General features: G+C 71.3%; 17 protein-coding genes. 5 read left to right on the forward strand and 12 right to left on the reverse strand.

Going from position 1 to position 20,573, the window contains the following annotated elements:
• Positions 1-179: 179 nt before the first annotated feature.
• Positions 180-1,151 (reverse strand): LysR family transcriptional regulator, encoded by a 972-nt coding sequence (locus ACIQ9E_RS16655; protein ID WP_403707473.1) that lies wholly within the window; start codon positions 1,149-1,151, stop codon positions 180-182.
• A 62-nt stretch (positions 1,152-1,213) separates the two neighbouring features.
• Between ACIQ9E_RS16655 and ACIQ9E_RS16660 the strand changes: the two genes are divergently transcribed.
• The 3 genes from ACIQ9E_RS16660 (at position 1,214) to ACIQ9E_RS16670 (ending at position 4,508) form a co-directional block, all read left to right on the forward strand.
• Entirely contained in the window at positions 1,214-2,515 is a 1,302-nt protein-coding gene (locus ACIQ9E_RS16660; RefSeq protein ID WP_403707475.1) for an MFS transporter, read from the forward strand.
• A gap of 195 nt (positions 2,516-2,710) precedes the next feature.
• A complete protein-coding gene (locus ACIQ9E_RS16665; protein ID WP_403707477.1) occupies positions 2,711-3,406 on the forward strand; it encodes a L,D-transpeptidase family protein in 696 nt (231 codons plus the stop codon).
• 67 nt (positions 3,407-3,473) lie between these two features.
• Complete coding sequence (locus ACIQ9E_RS16670) at positions 3,474-4,508, forward strand: sigma-70 family RNA polymerase sigma factor (protein WP_403707479.1); 1,035 nt, start codon at positions 3,474-3,476, stop codon at positions 4,506-4,508.
• Here ACIQ9E_RS16670 and ACIQ9E_RS16675 read toward each other — a convergent pair.
• The 8 genes from ACIQ9E_RS16675 to ACIQ9E_RS16710 all read right to left on the reverse strand — a co-directional run bounded on the left by ACIQ9E_RS16675 (position 4,505) and on the right by ACIQ9E_RS16710 (position 13,767).
• On the reverse strand, positions 4,505-4,819 hold the full coding sequence (locus ACIQ9E_RS16675; protein WP_403707481.1) for an STAS domain-containing protein: 315 nt from the start codon (positions 4,817-4,819) through the stop codon (positions 4,505-4,507). The two genes, ACIQ9E_RS16670 and ACIQ9E_RS16675, sit on opposite strands and share 4 nt — an antisense overlap.
• 80 nt (positions 4,820-4,899) lie before the next feature.
• On the reverse strand, positions 4,900-6,177 hold the full coding sequence (locus tag ACIQ9E_RS16680; protein WP_403707483.1) for a thymidine phosphorylase: 1,278 nt from the start codon (positions 6,175-6,177) through the stop codon (positions 4,900-4,902).
• 176 nt (positions 6,178-6,353) lie between these two features.
• Positions 6,354-6,764 carry a cytidine deaminase gene (locus tag ACIQ9E_RS16685; RefSeq protein ID WP_006347067.1) on the reverse strand — a complete coding sequence of 137 codons (411 nt, stop codon included), beginning with the start codon at positions 6,762-6,764 and terminating at the stop codon, positions 6,354-6,356.
• Positions 6,761-8,050: an ABC transporter permease gene (locus tag ACIQ9E_RS16690; RefSeq protein ID WP_403707485.1), complete on the reverse strand. Its 1,290-nt coding sequence runs from the start codon at positions 8,048-8,050 to the stop codon at positions 6,761-6,763. Before ACIQ9E_RS16690 ends, ACIQ9E_RS16685 begins: the two co-directional genes overlap by 4 nt.
• Complete coding sequence (locus ACIQ9E_RS16695) at positions 8,047-9,189, reverse strand: ABC transporter permease (protein WP_403707487.1); 1,143 nt, start codon at positions 9,187-9,189, stop codon at positions 8,047-8,049. The genes ACIQ9E_RS16690 and ACIQ9E_RS16695 overlap by 4 nt, the downstream gene beginning before the upstream one ends.
• Entirely contained in the window at positions 9,186-10,805 is a 1,620-nt protein-coding gene (locus ACIQ9E_RS16700; RefSeq protein WP_403708119.1) for an ABC transporter ATP-binding protein, read from the reverse strand. Before ACIQ9E_RS16700 ends, ACIQ9E_RS16695 begins: the two co-directional genes overlap by 4 nt.
• Before the next feature lie 302 nt (positions 10,806-11,107).
• Positions 11,108-12,166: a BMP family protein gene (locus ACIQ9E_RS16705; protein WP_403707489.1), complete on the reverse strand. Its 1,059-nt coding sequence runs from the start codon at positions 12,164-12,166 to the stop codon at positions 11,108-11,110.
• Between the two features lie 347 nt (positions 12,167-12,513).
• Positions 12,514-13,767 carry an amidohydrolase gene (locus ACIQ9E_RS16710; protein ID WP_403708122.1) on the reverse strand — a complete coding sequence of 418 codons (1,254 nt, stop codon included), beginning with the start codon at positions 13,765-13,767 and terminating at the stop codon, positions 12,514-12,516.
• Between the two features lie 360 nt (positions 13,768-14,127).
• On the opposite strand from ACIQ9E_RS16710, the gene ACIQ9E_RS16715 reads away from it, so the two are divergent.
• Entirely contained in the window at positions 14,128-15,102 is a 975-nt protein-coding gene (locus tag ACIQ9E_RS16715) for a pyridoxal-phosphate dependent enzyme (protein ID WP_403707491.1), read from the forward strand.
• A 191-nt stretch (positions 15,103-15,293) separates the two neighbouring features.
• Here the strand turns inward: ACIQ9E_RS16715 and ACIQ9E_RS16720 are convergent, their stop codons facing one another.
• Complete coding sequence (locus ACIQ9E_RS16720; RefSeq protein WP_403707494.1) at positions 15,294-15,821, reverse strand: hypothetical protein; 528 nt, start codon at positions 15,819-15,821, stop codon at positions 15,294-15,296.
• Between the two features lie 262 nt (positions 15,822-16,083).
• On the opposite strand from ACIQ9E_RS16720, the gene ACIQ9E_RS16725 reads away from it, so the two are divergent.
• Positions 16,084-17,862, forward strand: coding sequence for an Imm49 family immunity protein (locus ACIQ9E_RS16725; RefSeq protein WP_403707496.1), 1,779 nt, complete (start codon positions 16,084-16,086; stop codon positions 17,860-17,862).
• A gap of 228 nt (positions 17,863-18,090) precedes the next feature.
• Here ACIQ9E_RS16725 and leuE read toward each other — a convergent pair whose 3' ends face one another.
• Together leuE and ACIQ9E_RS16735 are read right to left on the reverse strand one after the other, a co-directional pair.
• Complete coding sequence (gene leuE / locus ACIQ9E_RS16730) at positions 18,091-18,747, reverse strand: leucine efflux protein LeuE (protein ID WP_403707498.1); 657 nt, start codon at positions 18,745-18,747, stop codon at positions 18,091-18,093.
• Between the two features lie 146 nt (positions 18,748-18,893).
• A complete protein-coding gene (locus ACIQ9E_RS16735) occupies positions 18,894-20,489 on the reverse strand; it encodes a methylmalonyl-CoA mutase (protein ID WP_403707500.1) in 1,596 nt (531 codons plus the stop codon).
• Positions 20,490-20,573: the final 84 nt, after the last annotated feature.

Genomic DNA, 20,573 nt, shown 5'->3' on the forward strand with positions numbered 1-20,573 from the left:
CCGGTGCTGATCGGGCAGTTCCTCGCGCCCCTATACCCCCCAGCACCCTGCGCTGCGGCGGTCACGTCTGCCGGAACCGGTTTCGTACCGGACCGCCGGCCGCCCGGTGCTGAGCGCGCAGTTCCTCGCGCCCCTATACCCCCAGCGCCCCCCATAACGCCCCCCGGGCGCCGGGGCTGTCACGGTTCCGTCGTCGGGATGAGGCGGCCGCGGCGGGAGAGCAGGAACTTCTTGAACGCGGCCACCGGCGGGGTGTCCGGGTGGCCGTCCAGCCAGGCGAGGCCGATCTCGCGGGCCGCGCGCGGTGCGGTGACCGTCAGTTCGACCACACCCGGGCGCGGTACCGCGGGCGGCGGCAGCAGGGCCACCCCGAGGCCCGCCGCCACCAGACCGCGCAGGGTTTCGGCCTCCTCGCCCTCGAAGGCGACCTTCGGGGTGAACCCGGCCTGCGCGCAGAGGTCGTCGGTGATCCGGCGGAGCCCGTACCCCGGTTCGAGGGTGACGAAGACGTCGTCCGCGGCCTCGGCGAGGCGGATCCGGCGGCGGCCCGCCAGCCGGTGGTCGTCGGGGACGACCAGCCGCAGCCGCTGTTCGTCGAGGCGGCGGCTGACGAGATCGGGCGCGTCGGGTACCGGGGAGGTCAGACAGAGGTCCAGTTCGCCGGTGCGCAGCCCGCCGAGCATCGCCTCGCCGTAGTTCTGCACCAGGGTGAACCGGATCATCGGATGGTCGGCGCGGAAGGCCCGGAGCAGGCCGGGTACGGTCTCCGAGCCCATGGTGTGGAGGAAGCCGAAGGCGACCTTGCCCGCGCGGGGGTCGGCGTCGGCGCGTACCGACTCGGCCGCCCGCTCGACCTCGGCGAGGGCCCGTTCGACGGAGGAGAAGAAGGTCCGCCCGGCGGGGGTGAGGGAGACCGTGCGGCCGGTACGGGCGAACAGCGTGACGCCCAGATCGTGTTCGAGGCGGACCACCGCCCGCGACAGCGTCGACTGCGGTACGCCGATCTCCTGCGCGGCCCGGGTCACATGCTCGTGGCGGGCGACCTCCGCGAAGTACGCGAGTCTCGGCACCAGCCGGACGAGTAGCGTCGAGATGTCGTCTGTGTCACTGCCCTGTGACAGCCACTGCTCTGAACTGCGGTCATGCACCATAGGAACGATTATCGGTGTTTCATGCATTGGACGCATGAAATCCACGGCCGTAGGTTCGGGGCATGCCTGCTGCCAGTACCGAGGCGTCCGCTCCCGTAGCGGGCGCCCTCGACCCCCAGTCGCCCCCGAAGCCGCCGTCCCCCGAGCCCCTCTCCCCCGGAGAGCCCGCTTACCGCCGGATGAGCCTCGCGCTCTTCGCCGCCGGGGTCGCGGCCTTCGCACTCCTCTACTCCACGCAGGCACTGCTGCCGGCCGTCTCCGCCGACTTCGGCGTGACGGCGTCGGCCGCGAGCTGGACGGTCTCGGCCGCGACCGGCGCGCTCGCCCTCTTCGTCCTGCCGCTCAGCGCGCTCTCCGAGCGCTTCGGGCGGCGCACCCTGATGACCGTCTCGCTGACGGTCGCCGTCGTCCTCGGTCTGCTGGTGCCGCTGGCTCCGAGCCTGGAGGTGCTGGTGGCGCTGCGGGCCCTCCAGGGCGCCGCGCTGGCGGGTGTTCCGGCCGCCGCGATGGCCTATCTGGCGGAGGAGGTACGGCCCCGGGCGCTGATCGGCGCGATCGGGCTGTTCGTCGCGGGCAACAGCATCGGCGGGATGAGCGGCCGGATCGTGACCGGCTGGGCCGCCCAGTTCGGCGGCTGGCGGGCCGGACTCGCGGCGGTGGGCGTACTGGCGCTGATCGCCGCGGTGGTCTTCCGGGTGCTGCTCCCCCGGCCGCGGCGCTTCACCCCGTCCCCGGTGAGTCCGAGGATCCTGGCGTCGACCGTCCGCGGGCATCTGGCGAACCCGCTGCTGCTGCGGCTGTACGTGATCGGCGCGCTCTTCATGACCGTGTTCGGCGCGGTCTACACGATGATCGGCTTCCGGCTGACGGAGGAGCCGTTCGGTCTCCCGCCGGGCGTCGTGGGCTCTGTGTTCCTGGTCTATCTCGTCGGTACGGTCTCGTCGGCGGGCGCCGGACGGCTGGTCGCCCGGCTGGGGCGGCGCGGGGCCCTGTACCTCGCGGTCGTCACCACCGCGGGCGGGCTGCTGCTCTCGCTCTCCGCCTCGCCGGCGGCGGTACTGCTGGGGCTGGTGCTGATCACCGCCGGGTTCTTCGCGGGCCACGCGGTCGCCTCGTCCGCGGTGAGCCGGACCGCGACCACGGGCCGGGCGCAGGCGTCGGCGCTCTACCAGTCGGCGTACTACCTGGGCAGCAGCGTCGGCGGCACCCTGGGTGCGATCGCCTTCCACTCCGGGGGCTGGGCGGGCACGGTCGCCCTCGGGCTGCTCGCGGTCACCGGGGTCGTCTCGCTCACCGCGTACGGCAGTTGGGCGGCGCGGGTGGCCACCCGGCGCACGCTGGTGGTCGCAGGCGGCGGGCGCTGACCGGCACTGAGCGGGTGCTGAACGGGCGGTGAACGGGCGTCGGCCCGGCGGGCCGTGGACGCAGCAGCCGGGCCCAAACCTCCCGCTGTACCCGAACCGAGACATTTTCCCTACAACTACTGCCCCTTGGTCCTCGTCATACCAGGCGAGCCGCCCACAAAGGCCGGCTGCAAAGGATTTCGAGGGGGACCAACCATGGCCCGGACACGCAGGCGCGCGGGCGTCGCACTGGGACTCGCGGGAATGATCGTTCCGCTGACGATGGTGATGGGGACCGGCAGTGCCCAGGCCGCTTCGTGTTCGACGAAGCCGGGGCCGTACCAGAAGCAGGTCGAGAAGTTCCTCAAGCTGAAGGTCGACGGGAAGCAGTCGTCGGCGGACTGCAAGGCGATCACCGCCTTCCAGAAGAAGCACTGGATCACCCCGAACAACGGGGTCGCGGGCCCGGTCACCTGGCGCACGATGAGCACGATGCTGGCGCAGCAGACCGCGGGCAGCAACCCGAACAAGGCCGGTGCCTGCCCGACCAACAAGGGCCGGATCGCCTGTGTCGACCTGACCCGTCAGCTCAGTTGGATCCAGGACGGCAAGAAGCTGGCGTACGGCCCGGTTCCGATCCGTACCGGCCGGGACGGCGCCGAGACCCGTACCGGTCTGAAGAAGATCTACTGGCGGAACATCGACCACTTCTCCAGCCTCTACAAGGTGCCGATGCCGTACGCCCAGTTCTTCGACGGCGGGCAGGCGTTCCACTCCGTCACCAAGCCGGTCCACAGCCCGCCCGGCTCGGCCGGCTGCGTCAATATGACCCCGGCCGCCGCGAAGAAGTACTGGACCATGCTGAGGAACGGCGACGACGTCTTCGTCTGGGGCAAGAAGCCCGGAACCTGAGCCGCGATGTCGGTGCCCTCCTGTAGGTTCCGCAGTACTGGAGCCGATGGGTACAGGGGTGGACCCGATGAGTAATCTGGCAACGACGGACAAGGGCGACGGAGAGAGCTCCCGGGGTGGGACGGAGACCCTGGAAGCGGATCTGGAGCGGTACCGCCGGGAGTTGACCGGCTACTGCTATCGCATGCTCGGCTCCTCCTTCGAGGCGGAGGACGCCGTCCAGGACACGATGGTCCGCGCCTGGCGGAGCGTCGGGAAGTTCGAAGGACGTTCGTCACTGCGGTCCTGGCTGTACCGGATCGCGACGAACGTCTGCCTCGACATGCTGAACGCGGGCAATCGCCGGGCCCGGCCGATGGACCTGTCGGGTCCGACGCCCGTGGCCCAGGCGCAGCTCACCGCCCGTTCCGAAGCCACCTGGCTGGAGCCGGTGCCGGACGGGCGGGTGCTGCCCGCCGCCGGGGACCCGGCGGACACCGCCGTCGAGCGGGAGACGATCCGGCTGGCGTTCGTCGCCGCCCTCCAGCATCTGCCGCCCAAGCAGCGTGCCGTGCTGATCCTGCGCGAAGTGCTGTCCTGGAAGGCGTCCGAGGTCGCCGAGTTGCTCGGCACCTCGGTCGCCTCGGTGAACAGCGCGCTCCAGCGGGCCCGGGCCACACTCGCCGAATCCCCGCCCGCGGCCTCCGATCCCGCCGACCCGCTCGACGAGGAGCAGCGGGAGCTGCTGGAGCGCTATGTCGCCGCCTTCGAGGGGTACGACATGGAGGCGCTGACCGCAGTCCTCCACGACGACGCCACGCTCTCCATGCCGCCGTACGACCTCTGGCTCCAGGGCCACGAGAACATCGTGGGCTGGATGCTCGGTGTCGGCTCGGTCTGCCGCGGCTCCCGGCTCGTTCCGACCGTGGCCAACGGCATGCCCGCCTTCGCCCACTACCACGAGGCGGAGGACGGCAGCGGGCATGTGCCGTGGGCGCTCATGGTCATGGACATCAGGGACGGCAAGATCGCGGGGATCAACTCCTTCCTCGACACCGACCGCTGGTTCCCCCTCTTCGACCTCCCGGCCCGGCTGGAGCCGGAGCCCGCGCAGGAGGATTAGACCGTCTCCGCGAGGGCGCCCAGGCCGACCAGGTGCAGCAGTGCCCGCAGTTCGGCCGGGGTGCCCCGCAGGATCAGCCGGCAGTCGAGGCGGCGGGCGGTGAGATGGAGCCGGGCGACGGCGTCGACCGTGGTCAGATCGGCGCCCGTCAGCTCCCGTACGTCGCACACCGCCTCCCCCGCCGTCCCGTCACCGAGCTTCGTGCTCAGCTCCGTACAGAGCCTCGGTACGTCGGCGGGGAGCACCCGCCCGGCGATCCGCACGGTCACCGGGCCTTCGGCGCTGCTGGTGGTGGAGGTGCTTGGGCACATGGGTCACGGTCCCCGATCCGTCGATAGCCGGCGCTTTCACGCTGGTATGGACCGGAGACCGTGCCCGGATTCATCGGCCGTCAGGAGATGCGGTCCAGCACGATGGGGCCCGCGGTGAAGGCCGTGCCCGCCGGGGCGATGTCGTACGCCGTCGCCAGGGGCTCCAGCGCCCAGCCGAACTTCTCCGGGGTGTCCGTGTGCAGGGTCAGCAGCGGCTGCCCCGCGGTGACGGTGTCGCCCGGCTTGGCGTGCAGCTCCACACCGGCACCCGCCTGCACCGGGTCCTCCTTGCGGGCGCGGCCCGCGCCCAGACGCCAGGCGGCGAGGCCGATGTCGTAGGCGTCGAGACGGGTGAGGACGCCCGAGGCGGGGGCGGTGACGATGTGCTGCTCCCGGGCGACCGGCAGCTCCGCGTCCGGGTCACCGCCCTGGGCGCTGATCATCCGGCGCCAGACGTCCATCGCGGAACCGTCGGCCAGGGCCTTCGCCGGGTCGGCGTCGGGCAGTCCGGCGGCGGTGAGCATCTCCCGCGCCAGGGCGAGGGTCAGCTCGACGACATCGGCCGGGCCGCCGCCCGCGAGGACCTCGACGGACTCGCGGACCTCCAGGGCGTTGCCCGCGGTCAGGCCCAGCGGGGTCGACATATCGGTGAGCAGGGCGACCGTGCGGACACCGCTGTCGGTGCCGAGGGCGACCATGGTGGACGCCAGCTCCCGGGCGTCGTCCAGGTTCTTCATAAAGGCGCCGGAGCCGACCTTGACATCGAGGACCAGGGAGCCGGTGCCCTCGGCGATCTTCTTGGACATGATGGAGGACGCGATCAGCGGGATGGCCTCCACGGTGCCCGTGACATCGCGGAGCGCGTACAGCTTCTTGTCGGCGGGGGCGAGCCCGTCGCCGGCCGCGCAGATCACCGCGCCCGTGGAGTCGAGGACCCGGAGCATCTCCTCGTTGGAGAGCAGCGCCCGCCAGCCCGGGATGGACTCCAGCTTGTCCAGGGTGCCGCCGGTGTGGCCGAGGCCGCGGCCCGAAAGCTGCGGTACGGCGGCGCCGCAGGCGGCGACCAGCGGGGCCAGTGGCAGGGTGATCTTGTCGCCGACGCCGCCGGTGGAGTGCTTGTCGGCGGTGGGGCGGCTGAGGGAGTCGAAGCTCATCCGCTCGCCGGAGGCGATCATGGCGGCGGTCCAGCGGGCGATCTCGGTCCGGTTCATGCCGTTGAGCAGGATCGCCATCGCCAGGGACGACATCTGCTCGTCGGCGACCGTACCGCGGGTGTAGGCGTCGATGACCCAGTCGATCTGCTCACCGGAGAGTTCGCCGCGGTCGCGCTTGGTGCGGATGACGGAGATGGCGTCCATGGTGTTCCTCCTGTGGTGCGGATGGTGCGGGGGGAGCGAGGGTGTTGGGGGAGGTGGGGTTCCGCCCGTGATGGACGGCCGGGGGTGTGGGGGCCGGATGTCACGGGCGTCGGTACGGGCCGGAAAGGCCGCGCGGCCCCTTCTCCGGTTCTCCGGGGAAGGGGCCGCGCCCGCCTTCAGGCCAGATGGGCCGGGCCGAACGGCTGCGGCAGCAGCTCGGCCATGGTCACGATGCCCCCGGGGGTGTCGAGCAGCAGCTCCGGGCCCCCGAACTCGTACAGCAGCTGACGGCAGCGGCCGCACGGTACGAGGCTCTCGCCCCGGCCGTCGACGCAGGTGAAGTGGGTCAGTCTGCCGCCGCCTCCGAGCTGGAGCTGGGAGATCAGCCCGCACTCGGCGCAGAGCGAGAGGCCGTAGGAGGCGTTCTCGACATTGCAGCCGGTGACCGTGCGGCCGTCGTCGACGCGGGCGGCCACACCGACCGGGTAGTCCGAGTACGGGACGTACGCATGGGCCATCGCCTCACGCGCCCGCACCCGCAGGGGCTCCCAGTCGAAGGTGTCCGGCCCGGCGGCCGGGGCCGTCATTTGCCTTGCCCCTTGCGGTAGCGCATACCGTCCGCCTTGGGCATTCTCAGCCGTTGCGCGGAGAGCGAGAGGACCAGCAGCGTCACGATGTACGGGGTCGCGGTGACGAACTCGGTCGGGACGGTGTCCGTACCCAGGTACCAGACCAGGACCGCCGCGCCGATCACCGCACTGACCGCGGCCGGGACGAACGCCTTGCGGTAGTACTTCCAGATCGCGAGGCCGACGAGGACGACCACGAGCAGCAGGAGCAGCGCGTGGACGGACTGGCCGCCGTTGCGGAGCTGGAGGGCGTCGGCGTAGCCGAAGAGACCGGCGCCCATGGCGAGCCCGCCGGGCCGCCAGTTGCCGAAGATCATCGCCGCGAGGCCGATATAGCCGCGGCCGCCGGTCTGGCCCTCGTTGTAGATGTGCGAGGTGACCAGGGAGAGGAAGGCGCCGCCGAGACCGGCCATACCACCGGAGATGATCACGGCGATGTACTTGTACTTGTAGACGTTGACGCCGAGGGACTCGGCCGCGATCGGGTTCTCGCCGCAGGAGCGCAGACGGAGTCCGAAGCCGGTCTTCCAGAGCACCGCGAAGGTGCCGACGAAGAGCAGGATCGCGACGATCGTCAGCAGCGACACATCGGTGACCAGACCGCCGAGGATGCCCGCCACGTCCGAGACGAAGAACCACTCGTGGTTCTCGATGTTCTTGAAGAGGTCCGAGAGGCCGGGAAGGGTCACCGTGGCGATATCGTCCGACGGCGGCGACTGCTTGGGGCTGCCGCCCTTGGCCGCGGCCTCGCCGCTGTTGAACCAGAGCTTGGCGAAGTAGGTCGTGATGCCCAGCGCCAGGATGTTGATCGCGATACCGGAGATGATGTGGTCGACGCCGAAGGTGACGGTGGCGACCGCGTGCAGCAGTCCGCCGAACATTCCGCCCAGCACACCGGCGAGGACGCCGATCCACGGGTCGGTCTGCCAGCCGGCCCAGGCACCGAAGAAGGTGCCGAGGATCATCATTCCTTCGAGGCCGATATTGACGACGCCCGCCCGCTCGGCCCAGAGTCCGCCGAGACCGGCGAGGCCGATCGGGACGGCGAGCGCGAGGGAGGCGCTGATCAGGCCGGAGGAGGTGATGTCGTCGGCCCCGGTGATGACCCGTACCGCGGAGATCGCGACCAGCGCGCCCGCGATGATCAGCAGGATCATGGGGAAGGAGAGGCGGGTGCGCCCGCCCTTGCCGCCGCTCACCCGGGGGGCGGCGGGCGGCGGAGTCGTGGTCGCCGTGGCGGTCACGCCGACACCTCCTGCTTGTCGGTGTTGCCGTTGCCGTTGTTACCGGTGCCGTTGGCCCGGGCCTGGGCGGCCAGCTTGGCGCCGACCTGCCGCTGCTGGCGCTTGAGGCCGTAGCGCCGTACGACTTCGTAGGCGATGACCACGCACAGGACGATGACGCCCTGGATGACGCCGACGATCTCCTTGTCGTACCCCTGGAACTCCAGCTGGCCGCTGCCGCGCTCCAGGAACGCCCAGAGCAGGGCGCCGAGCGCGATGCCGACCGGGTGGTTGCGGCCGAGCAGGGCGATGGCGATACCGGTGAAGCCGATGCCGACCGGGAAGTCGCCGCTGTACTCGTGACTGTCGTTGAGCAGCGTCGGCATACCGACCAGACCGGCGGCGGCGCCGGAGATCAGCATGGACGTGATGACCATCTTCTTCACGTTCACACCGCTGGCCTGGGCGGCCGAGCCGGACTGGCCGACGGTGCGCAGGTCGAAGCCGAAGCGGGTACGGGCGAGGGTGAACCAGTACGCCACACCGACGATCACGGCGACCACGATGAAGCCCCATACGGGTGCGGGCTGGGTCGGGAACTCGAAGAAACGGGAGGACTCCGGGATCGGCTTGGTGGAGACCTTGGTACCGGCCTGGTCGAGGTGGCCGAGCCGGCCCTGCTGGAGCAGATAGCCGATGATCGCGGTGGCGATCGCGTTCAGCATGATCGTCGAAACGACCTCGCTGACGCCGCGGGTGACCTTGAGGAGACCGGCGATACCGGCCCACATGGCGCCGACGAGCATCGCGCAGAGGATGATCAGCGGGATCTGCACCGGACCCGGCAGGGTCAGGGCGCCGCCGAGGGCCGCGGCGAAGAAGGCCGCGAGGCGGTACTGGCCGTCGACACCGATGTTGAACAGGTTCATCCGGAAGCCGACGGCGACCGCGATGCCCGCGAGGTAGTACGTCGTGGCCTTGTTGATGATGTAGACCTGGCTGTCCGACTTCGAGCCGTAGTCGAACATGATGCTGAAGGCGTTGAACGGCTCCTTGCCGGTCGCGGCCAGCACCAGCGCGGTGACCAGGAAGGCGACCACGATCGCCAGCAGGGGGGCGGCGAGCCCCAGGAGCACCCGCTCCTTGTCGAACTTCTTCATCGGTCCTCTCCCCCGTCGGTGTCGCGCCCGGCGCTGGGGGTGTCGTCGGCGGGGGTCTGGTCGCCGCCGTCTTCGGAGTGCTCCAGACGGCCGGTGGCGGCACCGGTCATGGCCGAGCCCAGCTCCTCCGGCGTGATCGTCGCGGGGTCGGCGTCGGCGACGAGCCGGCCGCGGTACATCACCCGCAGGGTGTCGGAGAGGCCGATCAGCTCGTCCAGGTCGGCGGAGATCAGGAGCACCGCGAGGCCCTCCCGGCGGGCGGCCCGGATCTGGTCCCAGATCTGGGCCTGCGCACCGACGTCCACACCACGGGTGGGGTGGGCGGCGATCAGCAGCTTGGGGTCGTGGCTCATCTCGCGGCCGACGATCAGCTTCTGCTGGTTGCCGCCGGAGAGGGAGGCGGCCGTGACATCGATACCGGGCGTACGGACGTCGTACTCGCGCACGATCCGCTCGGTGTCGGCGCGGGCGGCCTTGAGGTCGAGGAAGGGGCCCTTGCTGTTGGGCTTCTCGGTGACATGGCCGAGGATCCGGTTCTCCCACAGCGGTGCTTCGAGGAGCAGTCCGTGGCGGTGGCGGTCCTCGGGGATGACGGCCATGCCGTCCTCGCGCCGCTTGCGGGTCGGGGTGTGGGAGATATCGGCGCCGTCGAGGGTGACGGTGCCGGTGTCGGCGGTCCGCATGCCCATGACCGCCTCGACCAGTTCGGACTGGCCGTTGCCCTCCACCCCGGCGATGCCGAGCACCTCGCCCTTGTGGATGGTGAAGCCGATGCCGTCGAGGACGGCACGGACGACACCGTCCGGGTCGGTGGCGGTCAGCCGCAGCCCGTCCACGGTGAGCATCGGGACGTCGGTGACGGTCGACTCCCGGGTCTCCGGCGACGGCAGCTCGCTGCCGACCATCAGCTCCGCGAGCTGCTTGGAGGTGGTGTTCGCCGGATCGGCGGTGCCGACGGTGGTGCCGCGCCGGATGACAGTGATGTCGTCGGCGACCGAGAGCACCTCGCCCAGCTTGTGCGAGATGAAGATGACGGTCAGGCCCTCGGCCTTCAGCTCCCGCAGATTGTCGAAGAGCGCGTCGACCTCCTGCGGCACCAGGACGGCGGTGGGCTCGTCGAGGATGAGGGTGCGGGCGCCGCGGTAGAGGACCTTGAGGATCTCCACCCGCTGCCGGTCGGCGACGCCGAGGTCCTCGACATACGCGTCGGGGCGGATCCCGAGGCCGTAGGCGTCGGAGATCTCCTTGATCTTGGCACGCGCCCGGTCCCCGATGCCGTACAGCTTCTCGGAGCCGAGGACCACGTTCTCCAGCACGGTCAGGTAGTCGGCAAGCATGAAGTGCTGGTGCACCATGCCGATACCGCGGGCGATCGCGTCGCCGGGGCTGTGGAACGAGACCTGCTCGCCGTCGATGGTGATGGTGCCCTCGTCCGGCTTCTGCATGCCGTAGAGGATCTTCATCAGGGTGGACTTTCCGGCACCGTTCTCGCCGACGAGGGCATGGACGGTACCGCGGCGCACGGTGATGTCGATGTCGTGGTTGGCCACGACTCCGGGGAATCGTTTGGTGATGCCGCGGAGCTCTACGGCATGGGGGCTGCTGGACGCGTTGATGGCGCACTCTCCCTGGGCAGGAGCGGAGGAGGAGCTGGGGCGGGACGGGCGGGGGTGTGGTGGCGAAAACTACCGTGCTTTACGGCGGCCGGTCGATCGCACTGCCTCACGGCGGCCGGTCGATCGTGTTTCCCGGCGGCCGGTCGATGCTACGCGCGTAGCGCCATCACATCGCCGAGGGCCCCTGGGCGGTGCTCCCGGGAGGGGCCGGAAGCACCGTGGAGATCATGGGACACCGCGTGGATCAGGGCCCGGAGGAACGGTACGGCCGCATCCCCCGGACCCTGATCGGACGGCTTCGGTCAGATGGTGGTCTTGACCTTGATCTGGCCGTCGACGATCTTCTTCTTCGCGGCGTCGAGCTGGGCCTGGATGTCCTTCAGGTGGTCACCGGTGGTGGTGAGGCTGACACCGTTCTCCGCGAGGGAGTAGGTGTGGACGCCGACCAGCGGCTTGCCGTCCTTGACGGACTTCGCCAGCTCGAAGACACCGGTGTCGACGTTCTTGACGACCGAGGTCAGGATGGAACCGGCGTACTTCGACAGGGCCGGGTCCTTGGCCTGGTCGGAGTCGACGCCGATGGCCCAGGTGCCCTTCTTGGCGGCGACGGCCTCGATGGCGCCGGCGCCGGAGCCGCCCGCGGCCGCGTAGATCACGTCGATGCCCTTGTCGAGCATGCCCTGCGCGGCGGCCTTGCCCTTGTCCGGGCTGCCGAAGCCGGAGAGGTCGGTGCCGGTGGTCAGGTACTGGATCTGGACCGAGGCGCTCGGCTTGGTCTCCTTGACGCCCTGCTCGAAGCCGGCCGCGAACTTCTTGATCAGCGGAAGGTCGACACCGCCGATGAAGCCGACCTTGCCGTCCTTCGACTTCAGCGCCGCGGCGACACCCGCGAGGTAGGAGCCCTGCTCCTCGGTGAAGACGATGCTGTCGACGTTCTTGGCCTCGGAGACCGAGTCGACCAGACCGAAGGTGGTCTTCGGGAACTTGGCGGCGACCTTGTCGACGGCGTCCTTGTAGGCGAACCCGACGGCGATGACCGGGTTGAAGCCGCCCTCGGCCAGCGAAACCAGACGCGCCTCGCGGTCGGCGGGGGTCTCGCCGTGCTTGGCGGTCAGCTCCTTGACCTCGGCGCCCAGATCGGCCTTGGCCTGGTCCAGACCGCGCGCGGCGGAGTCGTTGAAGGAGTTGTCACCGCGGCCGCCGACGTCGTACGCCGCGCCGACCTTCAGCTTGCCCGCGGTCCCGCTGGAGGACGAGCTGGAGGAGCTGGAATCGGTGGAGGACTCGCCGCACGCGGTGGCCGTGAGGGCGAGGGCCGCGGCCGTGATGCCCGCGGCGGTGATCTTGGATACCCGGCGCAAGAGGAGGGTCCCTTCGAGACTGACCGAAAGCGCCTCTTCCGGCGCTGGTTTCGCCGCGATCGTAACGCGCGTAGATGTCAGTTAAAGACCCGTTCATGAGTCGTTATCGGATCGTCGCGTTCACCGGTCTGGAGGGTGACGGAGCGGTGACGGAGCGGGGTACGGGGGAGCGGCGAGCGCCCGGGGAGTGACAGGGGGTGTACGGGTCCCGGGGGCCGGTGGGGCCGGTGGTACGCACATCGCGATGTGTCCGGAAATCGACGACCTCCGGCCTCCCCGGCGGGGCTCGGTCGCCCCTGCTCCTCCTGCTCCTCGCCCTTCTCTCAGCCCTTCTCCTCGTCCTGCTCTCAGCCCTTCTCCGCGTCCTTCTCCTCGTCCTTGTCCCCGCGCGCGTTCAGCAGGGCCGCCGCCGTGAACAGCTCGACGCCCACCCGGATCGACTCCTCGTCGACGTCGAAGTCGCCCCGGTGCAGATCGCGGCGGACCGTATCGCCGGGGCGGCGGACGCCGAGGCGGGCCATCGCGCCCGGTACGTGCTCCAGATACCAGGAGAAGTCCTCGCCGCCGAGGCTCTGCTCGGTGTCCTCGACCGTGTGGGCGCCGCGGCGGGCGGACTGGGCGGCCCGGAGGAGGTCGGTGACCGCCGGGTCGTTCACCACCGGCGGGACCCCGCGGATGTAGTCGATCTGCGATTTGGCCCGGTGGAGCGTGGCGACCTCGTCGATCGCCGCGTGCACCAGATCGGGCGCCTCCCGCCAGGCCGTGAGGTCCAGGCACCGTACGGTTCCGGACAGCTCGGCGTGCTGCGGGATCACATTGCAGGCATGGCCGGACTCGATCCGGCCCCAGGTCACGGCGAGTCCGGAGCGGGCGTCCATCCGGCGGGCCACCAGGGCCGGAACCTCGGTGACGATCTTCGCGGCGGCGGTGACCAGGTCGGTGGTCAGATGGGGGCGGGCGGTGTGGCCGCCGGGCCCGTCGAGGGTGATCTCCAGCCGGTCGCAGGCGGAGGTGATCGGTCCGGGCCGCAGACCGATGTATCCGGCGTCGACCTTGGGATCGCAGTGGACCGCGATGATCCGCCCGACGCCGTCCAGGACCCCGGAGGCGATCGCGTCCGGCGCACCGCCCGGCAGTACCTCCTCGGCGGGCTGGAAGAGCAGCCGGACCGGTGCGGGCAGCAGCCCGGCGCGGTCCAGTTCGGCGAGGACGAGCCCGGCGCCGAGGACCGTCGTGGTGTGGACGTCGTGGCCGCAGGCGTGGGCCCGGTCCGGAACCGTGGAGCGGTACGCCACCGAGGTCTTGGTATCGGGGATCGGCAGTGCGTCGATGTCCGCGCGCAGCGCCAGCATCGGCGTCACGCCGTCCCAGGAGCCGATGTCACAGACGAGTCCGGTGCCCATGCTCAGGACGCGCGGCGCAAGTCCGGCCTGTTCCAGCCGGTTCTTGATCGCGGTGGTGGTGCGGAACTCCTGGTTGCCCAGCTCGGGGTGCATATGGAGGTCGCGGCGGAACGCGATCAGCTCGGCGCGCAGGGCTTCGGGCAGCGTGCCGGGCAGTGAGACGCTCCCGGGCAGATCGGCTTCGGACTCTCGGGACATCAGTTGGTTCACCTGTTGAAGAGTAGGCCCAGCAGGGGGTCAACTGACCACTGATCAACAAAAGTTCAACCTGTTAGGGGAAGAAAAAACAGTCGCGCGCGCATGGTTACGCACTCGTATGGGTAAGGTCACGCCTCTTTCCGAAGGTACCGGGGGGCGAGGCGTACCGCCTCCGGAGACGGTCAGGGGGCGGTACGGGGCCCTCGCGGCCCTCGGGGAATGCGCCGGGAACGGGACGGTACGGGCATGGTCCGGTAAGCGGCTCGGGAACGGCCTCGAAGTACCCCGGAATGCCCGGTAACGGCCCGCTTGCCCCGGACGGACAGGTTCCGTTCAGATGGACGGTGCGAGGATGGCGCCATGATTGGCATCGAGGATGTACGCGCGGCGGCCCGGCTCGTCGAGGGGCGTCTGGTCCGCACGCCGACCCTGGTCTCCCCCGGGCTCTCGGATCTGCTCGGGGTCCCCGTCGTCGCGAAGCTGGAACTCCTCCAGCGCACCGGCTCCTTCAAGGCACGCGGGGCACTGGCGAAGCTGCTGTCCCTGGATGCCGCGCAGCGTGCGGCGGGTGTGGTCGCGGTCAGCGGCGGCAACCACGGGGTCGCGGTGGCCGTGGCGGCCGGGATGCTCGATATCAAGGCAACGGTCTGCATGGCCCGTACGGCCTCGGCCCGCTCGGTCGCGGCCGCGGAGGCGGCGGGCGCGCAGATCCGGCTCACGGAGACGATGCCGGAGGCCTTCGCGCTGATGGAGCGGTTGCGCACGGAGGGGATGACCCTGGTGCACCCCTTCGACGATCCGCTGGTGATCGCGGCCCAGGGCACGGTCGGGCTGGAGTTCGCCGAGGACCTTCCGGCGAGCGGTGCGCAGGCCCCGACGGACGTCCTGGTGAGCATCGGCGGCGGCGGGCTGATCTCGGGTGTCGCGGTGGCGTTGAAGGCGCTGCTGCCGGAGGTCCGGGTATGGGGCGTCGAGACGGCGGGTGCCGAGTCGATGTCCCGGGCGCTGGCGGCGGGCGGCCCCGTGCCGGTCGAGCTGTCGTCGCTGGTGACGACGCTCAGCGCGCCTTCGGTCTCCCGGCTGACCTACGACCATGCGGCCGCGCTGGTCGAGGACGTGATCGTGGTCTCCGACGCGGAAGCGGTGCGGGGCGTCGCCGATATGGCAGAGCACGCCAAGCTGTGGACGGAGCCGGCGGCGGGCTGTCTGCTGCCCGCGGCCCGCCGGGTCGTCGACCGTGTCGGCGCGGAGGCCCGGATCGGCCTGGTGGTGTGCGGGGGGAACGCGACGCTGGTGGATGCGGTGGGGTGGGGTGTGGCCGGGCAGGAGGGCTGAGGGCGGGTCCGGCGATGTTTCTCACTCTTCTCTGCTCGGACTTCTCTGCTCGGACCGGAACCCGGCAGCCGCCGGGCGGGGCCGGAGTGTGACACGGCTGCGGGCGGTGGGTGGCTCCACGGGCCGGTGATCACGTGATACCGGCGGGAGCGGACCGGACGGCCGGTCGGCGGGTCCGGCAGCGGGGTCGGTCAGCACGACTCCTCGGCCCGCTCATCGAATTCCTTCCGGGTGACCGCGTCGCCGTCCCAGACTTCTCCCGGCTTCAGCGTGGCGAGGTCTTCGGCAGTGAAGCGGGCTCCGGCTTCGTACCTCGTCTCGCGCCCCTCGACGGTCCGGAAGTCCAGGGAGTAGCGGTAGCCCGGCCGCAGTTCCTGCGGCCCTCGCGCGGTCACCTGCCAGGCGGCCGGGGGCGAGAACAGCGGGAAGACGGCGGCGGTGACGCCGTCCCGGTGGTCCACCTGCCAGGACGTCTCCCTGAGGGTGTCCGGGACCGGCCGGGAGGGCTTTCCCGCCGTGGCGGGATCGGCGGCAGGACGGCCCTTCAGGCCCAGGGCGTACGCCCGGTCCCCCTCGCACGGCCGGATCTCCGCAACCGGCTTGCCGTCCTCGCCGATCCACACGGCGACCAGGAACCTGAACGGCCCCGAGCAGCCGCCCGCCGTCAGTCCCACCCCGATGACCAGGCACAGTGCGGCGATTCCCCGCCGTACCTTCATACCGTCCTCCTCGACGCTCGCACCGGAACGCCCAGGATGACCCGGCTGTCCGGGTCCGGACAGCGCCGTGGTGACGCCCGTACGACCTGCGGCCGAATCGTGCCCGGACCGCGACCGGAGGGGCCGGTGCGGACCGTGGAACCACCCGTGATGAGACCGGATCCGGCTGCTTTCCTATGCTGTTGACCAAGATCCACTAAGCGCGGCGGGCAGCACGGCACGCACAGGGGCAGAGGGCCGGGAGGCCAGGGGGGCGGCGGCCATGCGCATCGAGCGTCATGAGGTCGAGCCGGCGGCGGTGGCCGGGGTGCTCAACGGGTTCACCGAGCGGATAGCCCGCGAGGCAGAGGCGGTGGAGCACGGTCCGCGTCCGGCGGACGGCTGGCGGCTGGTCGCCGGATCGCTGCTCGGCTATGCGGCGGCGCGTTCGGTCGCCCATCCGGGGCTGACCGACCGGGACGCCCGGTCCGCCTTCGAGTCGGCGGCGGCCGCGGCGGTCGGGTCGGTCGCGCTGGCCTCGGGCCGGGGCGGCGGGTTCCGGATCGGCTACACGGGTTCGGTGATCGGGGATCCGGCTCCCGGACCCGGACCCGGCCCGGCTCCCGCTCCCGGTCTCGGCCGCCCGGCGGCGGTGCGGCCCGGTGCCTGGCTGACGGCGTTCCTGCTCTCGTACATCGCGGGCACCGCCGACGAGCACGGCCCGCTCTTCGTCGCCACTGCCGCCCCGCTGGCCGGTCACGAGGCCCGGCCGGACGTGGCGCTGGCCCATGCCCTGCTGATCCATGTCCACGGGCAGGTGGAGGGCGGGCCGGAGGCGAGACCCGGACCGGAGCGGGCCCGGCTGGTCGCCGCGCTCTGCGACCGGCTCGATCCGGACCCCGCCCTCGGCCGTCAGTACCGGGCGGCGCTGGTGACGCTGCGGGCGCTGGCCGCGGACGACGAGGCGGGGTTCGGCCGGGCGCTGGCGGCGCAGTTGCTGGAGCACCGGGCGGTGGAGGCGTCGTACGCGAGCCCCACGCTCGCCGGGCTGCTTCCGCTGGAGGCGATCGCGCTCGCGGCGATGGCGGTCCGCCGGAAGGGCTGGGTGCCCGGGGTGGACTCGGCCTATCTGCCGTACGGGCCGGTTTCGGGCTTCCGACCGCGGCGGGGGCGGGTGGCGGCGTACGGGCGGGACAAAGGTGCCGAAACGGTGGCGGCACTGGCCGCCGGGCCCCTGGTGGTGGACCGGCCGGAGCATCCGTACGCGCGGAACGAGGACATCTCGGCCTTCGAGGACTATCTGGGGCGGGAGTTGGCCCGCTTCCGCGACCCCCGGGAGCATCCGGCGGAGGCGGCACAGGTGCTGAAGCATCTGACGCACGGCTTCCTCTCGGTCTTCCTGCACCGGGTCGCGGCCGACGCCTCGGGCCGGCATCCGGGTCTTCCGGGGGCCTTGCGGATCGCGGCGGAGGCGGGCGCGGCGGCGTTCCGGCTGGCGCGGGCGCCGGAGGGGAGCGAACTGCCGGTCACCGTCGCGGGGACGACCCGGCTGCTGCCCGCCCGGCCCGACGCGGCCGGGGAGCCCGCGTTCTGGAAGCAGGCGGTGGCGCTGGCGCTGGTCACGGGCGACCGTGCGGCGCTGGCGGCCTGTGTGCTGGTGGAGCCCGGGTTCCTCACCGGGGCGGAGCCCGTGACGGCGGTCGCGGCGTACGGGGCCGCGCTCCACGACTATCTGCGGGGCGCGGACCCGGTCCCGGCGATGGACCGGGCCCTGTCGTCCGGCGGCCACGCCCCGTACCACTGGGCCGCACCGCCCGTGGTCCTGCTCTCCCAGGTGGTGGAGGGCGACCGCGAGGGCTTTGCCCTGGCCCTCGCGGACACCTTGGAGGCGCATCGCGAGCGTCATACGACGGGCGACCGGGCCGGGACGAACCACGCGGTGCTCGACCTCGACGCACTGGCCCTGGTCTGCCATGTCCGCCGGATGGGCTGGCGGGTCCCGGTCTCCTCGCCGTACCTCCCGGATCAGGTCCTCCACCTGGGCGCCCGCCTCGACGGCTGACCGGCTTCCCGCCGTTCGTTTGTTCCCGGCTCCCCCGTCCGTGTTTCTCCTGTGCCTCACGCTCACAGTGCGCCACCACCGACAGGGGGAACAGATGCCGTTGCGCGAGACGACCGCAGTCCCGAGGGCGGCTGCTCCGGCGCCCACCGGACCCCGCCACGCGAGCGGCGGCCGGGACAGCGGCCGGACCGCACTCGCCGTAGGCCGGACCTCCACCGGCCCTCCGGGTCAGGCGCTGCTCAGTGTCAGCTTCACCGCGAAGCCCAGGAAGAGTGCGCCCGCCGCCGAGGTGGCGCCCGCGGAGAGTCTGCGGCGGCGGCGGAAGGCGTCCGCCAGGTGGGTGCCGGTGAATATCAGGAGGGTGAGGTAGAGGAAGCTGGCTATCTGCACCAGTCCCCCGAGGACCGCGAAGGAGAGCGCCGGATAGGCGTAGCCGGGGTCGACGAACTGGACGAAGAAGGCGATGAAGAACAGGATCGCCTTGGGGTTGAGCAGGCTGATCAGCAGGGCCCGGCGGAACGGGCGCTCCGCGGGCTGGGGGGACGCCTCCTCGCGGGTCTCCTCCGGAGAAGCCTCGGAGCGGCCGCGCCACATCGACCAGGCGGCCCGCAGCATGCCGAACGCCAGCCAGGTGAGATAGCCCGCGCCCGCGTACTTCACGATGCCGAACAGCAGGTCGTTCGTCTTCAGCAGGGACGCGATGCCCGCCGCCGAGAGGACCATCAGCACCGCGTCCCCGGCCCAGACTCCGGCCGCGGCGCGGTAGCCCGTACGCACGCCCCGGCGGGCCGCGACGGAGAGCACGTACAGCGAATTCGGCCCCGGGAGGAGGACGATCAGGACGAGTCCCGCCAGGAAGGTCGGAAGATCGGTTACACCCAGCATGCCGAGCAGTTTCGCACACGGGTCCGAAATTCGGTCAGGGCTGTGGACAACTCTCTTCGGACTGGTCGGGGGCTGGTCGGGAGCGGGCTCCGGGGCAGGATCCGAAGTCAGGACCCGGGCTCAGGATCCGGGCTCAGGACCCGGGCTCAGGACCCGGCGGCCGGGCGGTGGACTCCCCACACCTCCCGGAGCGTGTCACAGACCTCCCCCACCGTCGCCCGCGCCCGCAGCGCCTCCTTCATCGGGTACAGCACGTTCGCGGAACCTTCCGCCGCCGCGCGCAGCGCCGTCAGGGACTCCGTGACCGCCCTGCCGTCCCGGGCCGCCCGCAGCGCTGCCAGCCGGGCCTTCTGCCGGGTCTCGATGGCCGGGTCGACGCGCAGCGGCTCGTACGACCGCTCCTCGTCGGCCGTCCCGACGCGGAAGCGGTTGACGCCGACGACGACCCGTTCCCCGCTGTCGGTCTCGCGGGCGATGCGGTACGCGTTCCGCTCGATCTCCCCGGTCTGGAAGCCCTGTCCGAGGGCCGCGACCGCCCCGCCCAGCTCCTCGACGCGGCCCATCAGGGCCACGACGGCCTCCTCCACCGCGTCGGTGAGGCTCTCCACCGCGTACGAGCCGGCGAAGGGGTCGACCGTGGCGGTCACGTCCGTTTCGTACGCCAGCACCTGCTGGGTCCGGAGTGCGAGCCGTGCCGCGTGGGCGGTGGGCAGGGCGATGGCCTCGTCGAAGGCGTTGGTGTGGAGCGACTGGGTGCCGCCGAGTACGGCCCCGAGCGCCTGGACCGCGACCCGTACCAGATTGACCTCCGGCTGCTGGGCGGTGAGCTGGACGCCCGCCGTCTGGGTGTGGAACCTCAGCGTCCAGGCCCTCGGCTGCCGGGCGCCGAACTCGTCCCGCATGATCCGGGCCCAGATCCGGCGGGCCGCCCGGAACTTGGCGACCTCCTCCAAGAAGGTGGTGCGGGCCACGAAGAAGAACGACAGCCGGGGTCCGAGCCCGTCCGCGGTGAGTCCGGCGTCGAGCGCGGTACGGAGGTAGGCGACGGCGTTGGCCAGGGTGAACGCCACCTCCTGTACGGGCGAGGCCCCGGCCTCCGCCATGTGGTAGCCGGAGACCGAGATCGGGTTCCACCGCGGCAGCCGGTCGCTGCAGTAGCGGAAGGTGTCGGCGGTCAGCCGCAGCGAAGGCTCCGGCGGGAAGATGTACGTCCCCCGGGCGATGTACTCCTTGAGCACGTCGTTCTGGACCGTGCCGTCGAGCCGGTCACCGGACACGCCCTGCTCCTCCGCGACCAGTTCGTACAGCAGGAGCAGCGGTGCGGCCGGGGCGTTGATCGTCATGGAGGTGGAGACCCGGTCCAGCGGGATGCCCGCGAACAGCTCCCGCATATCGTCGAGGGAGTCGACGGCGACCCCGACCCGGCCGACCTCGCCGTGCGCGAGGGGGGCGTCGGAGTCATGGCCCATCTGGGTGGGCAGGTCGAAGGCGACGGACAGGCCGGTGGTGCCGTCGGCGATCAGCTGCCGGTAGCGGGCGTTGGACTCGGCGGCGGTGCCGAAGCCCGCGTACTGCCGCATGGTCCAGGGGCGGCCGGTGTACATGGTCGGGTACACCCCGCGGGTGAAGGGGTAGCCGCCCGGAACGCCGAGTCTGGCCGCCGGGTCCCAGTCCGCCAGGTCCTCGGGGCCGTACACCGGCTCGAACGGCAGCCCGGACTCCGATTCGCGTGCAGGTGCCATGGTCCGTCTCGCCTCCGGTCCGGTCGTCCGTTCACCACCGCCACCGTCCTGATGCGATCGAATTCCGAATGGATTCGGTCGGAG

The organism is Streptomyces sp. NPDC094448 (assembly GCF_044763775.1).
Classification (GTDB): Bacteria; Actinomycetota; Actinomycetes; order Streptomycetales; family Streptomycetaceae; genus Streptomyces.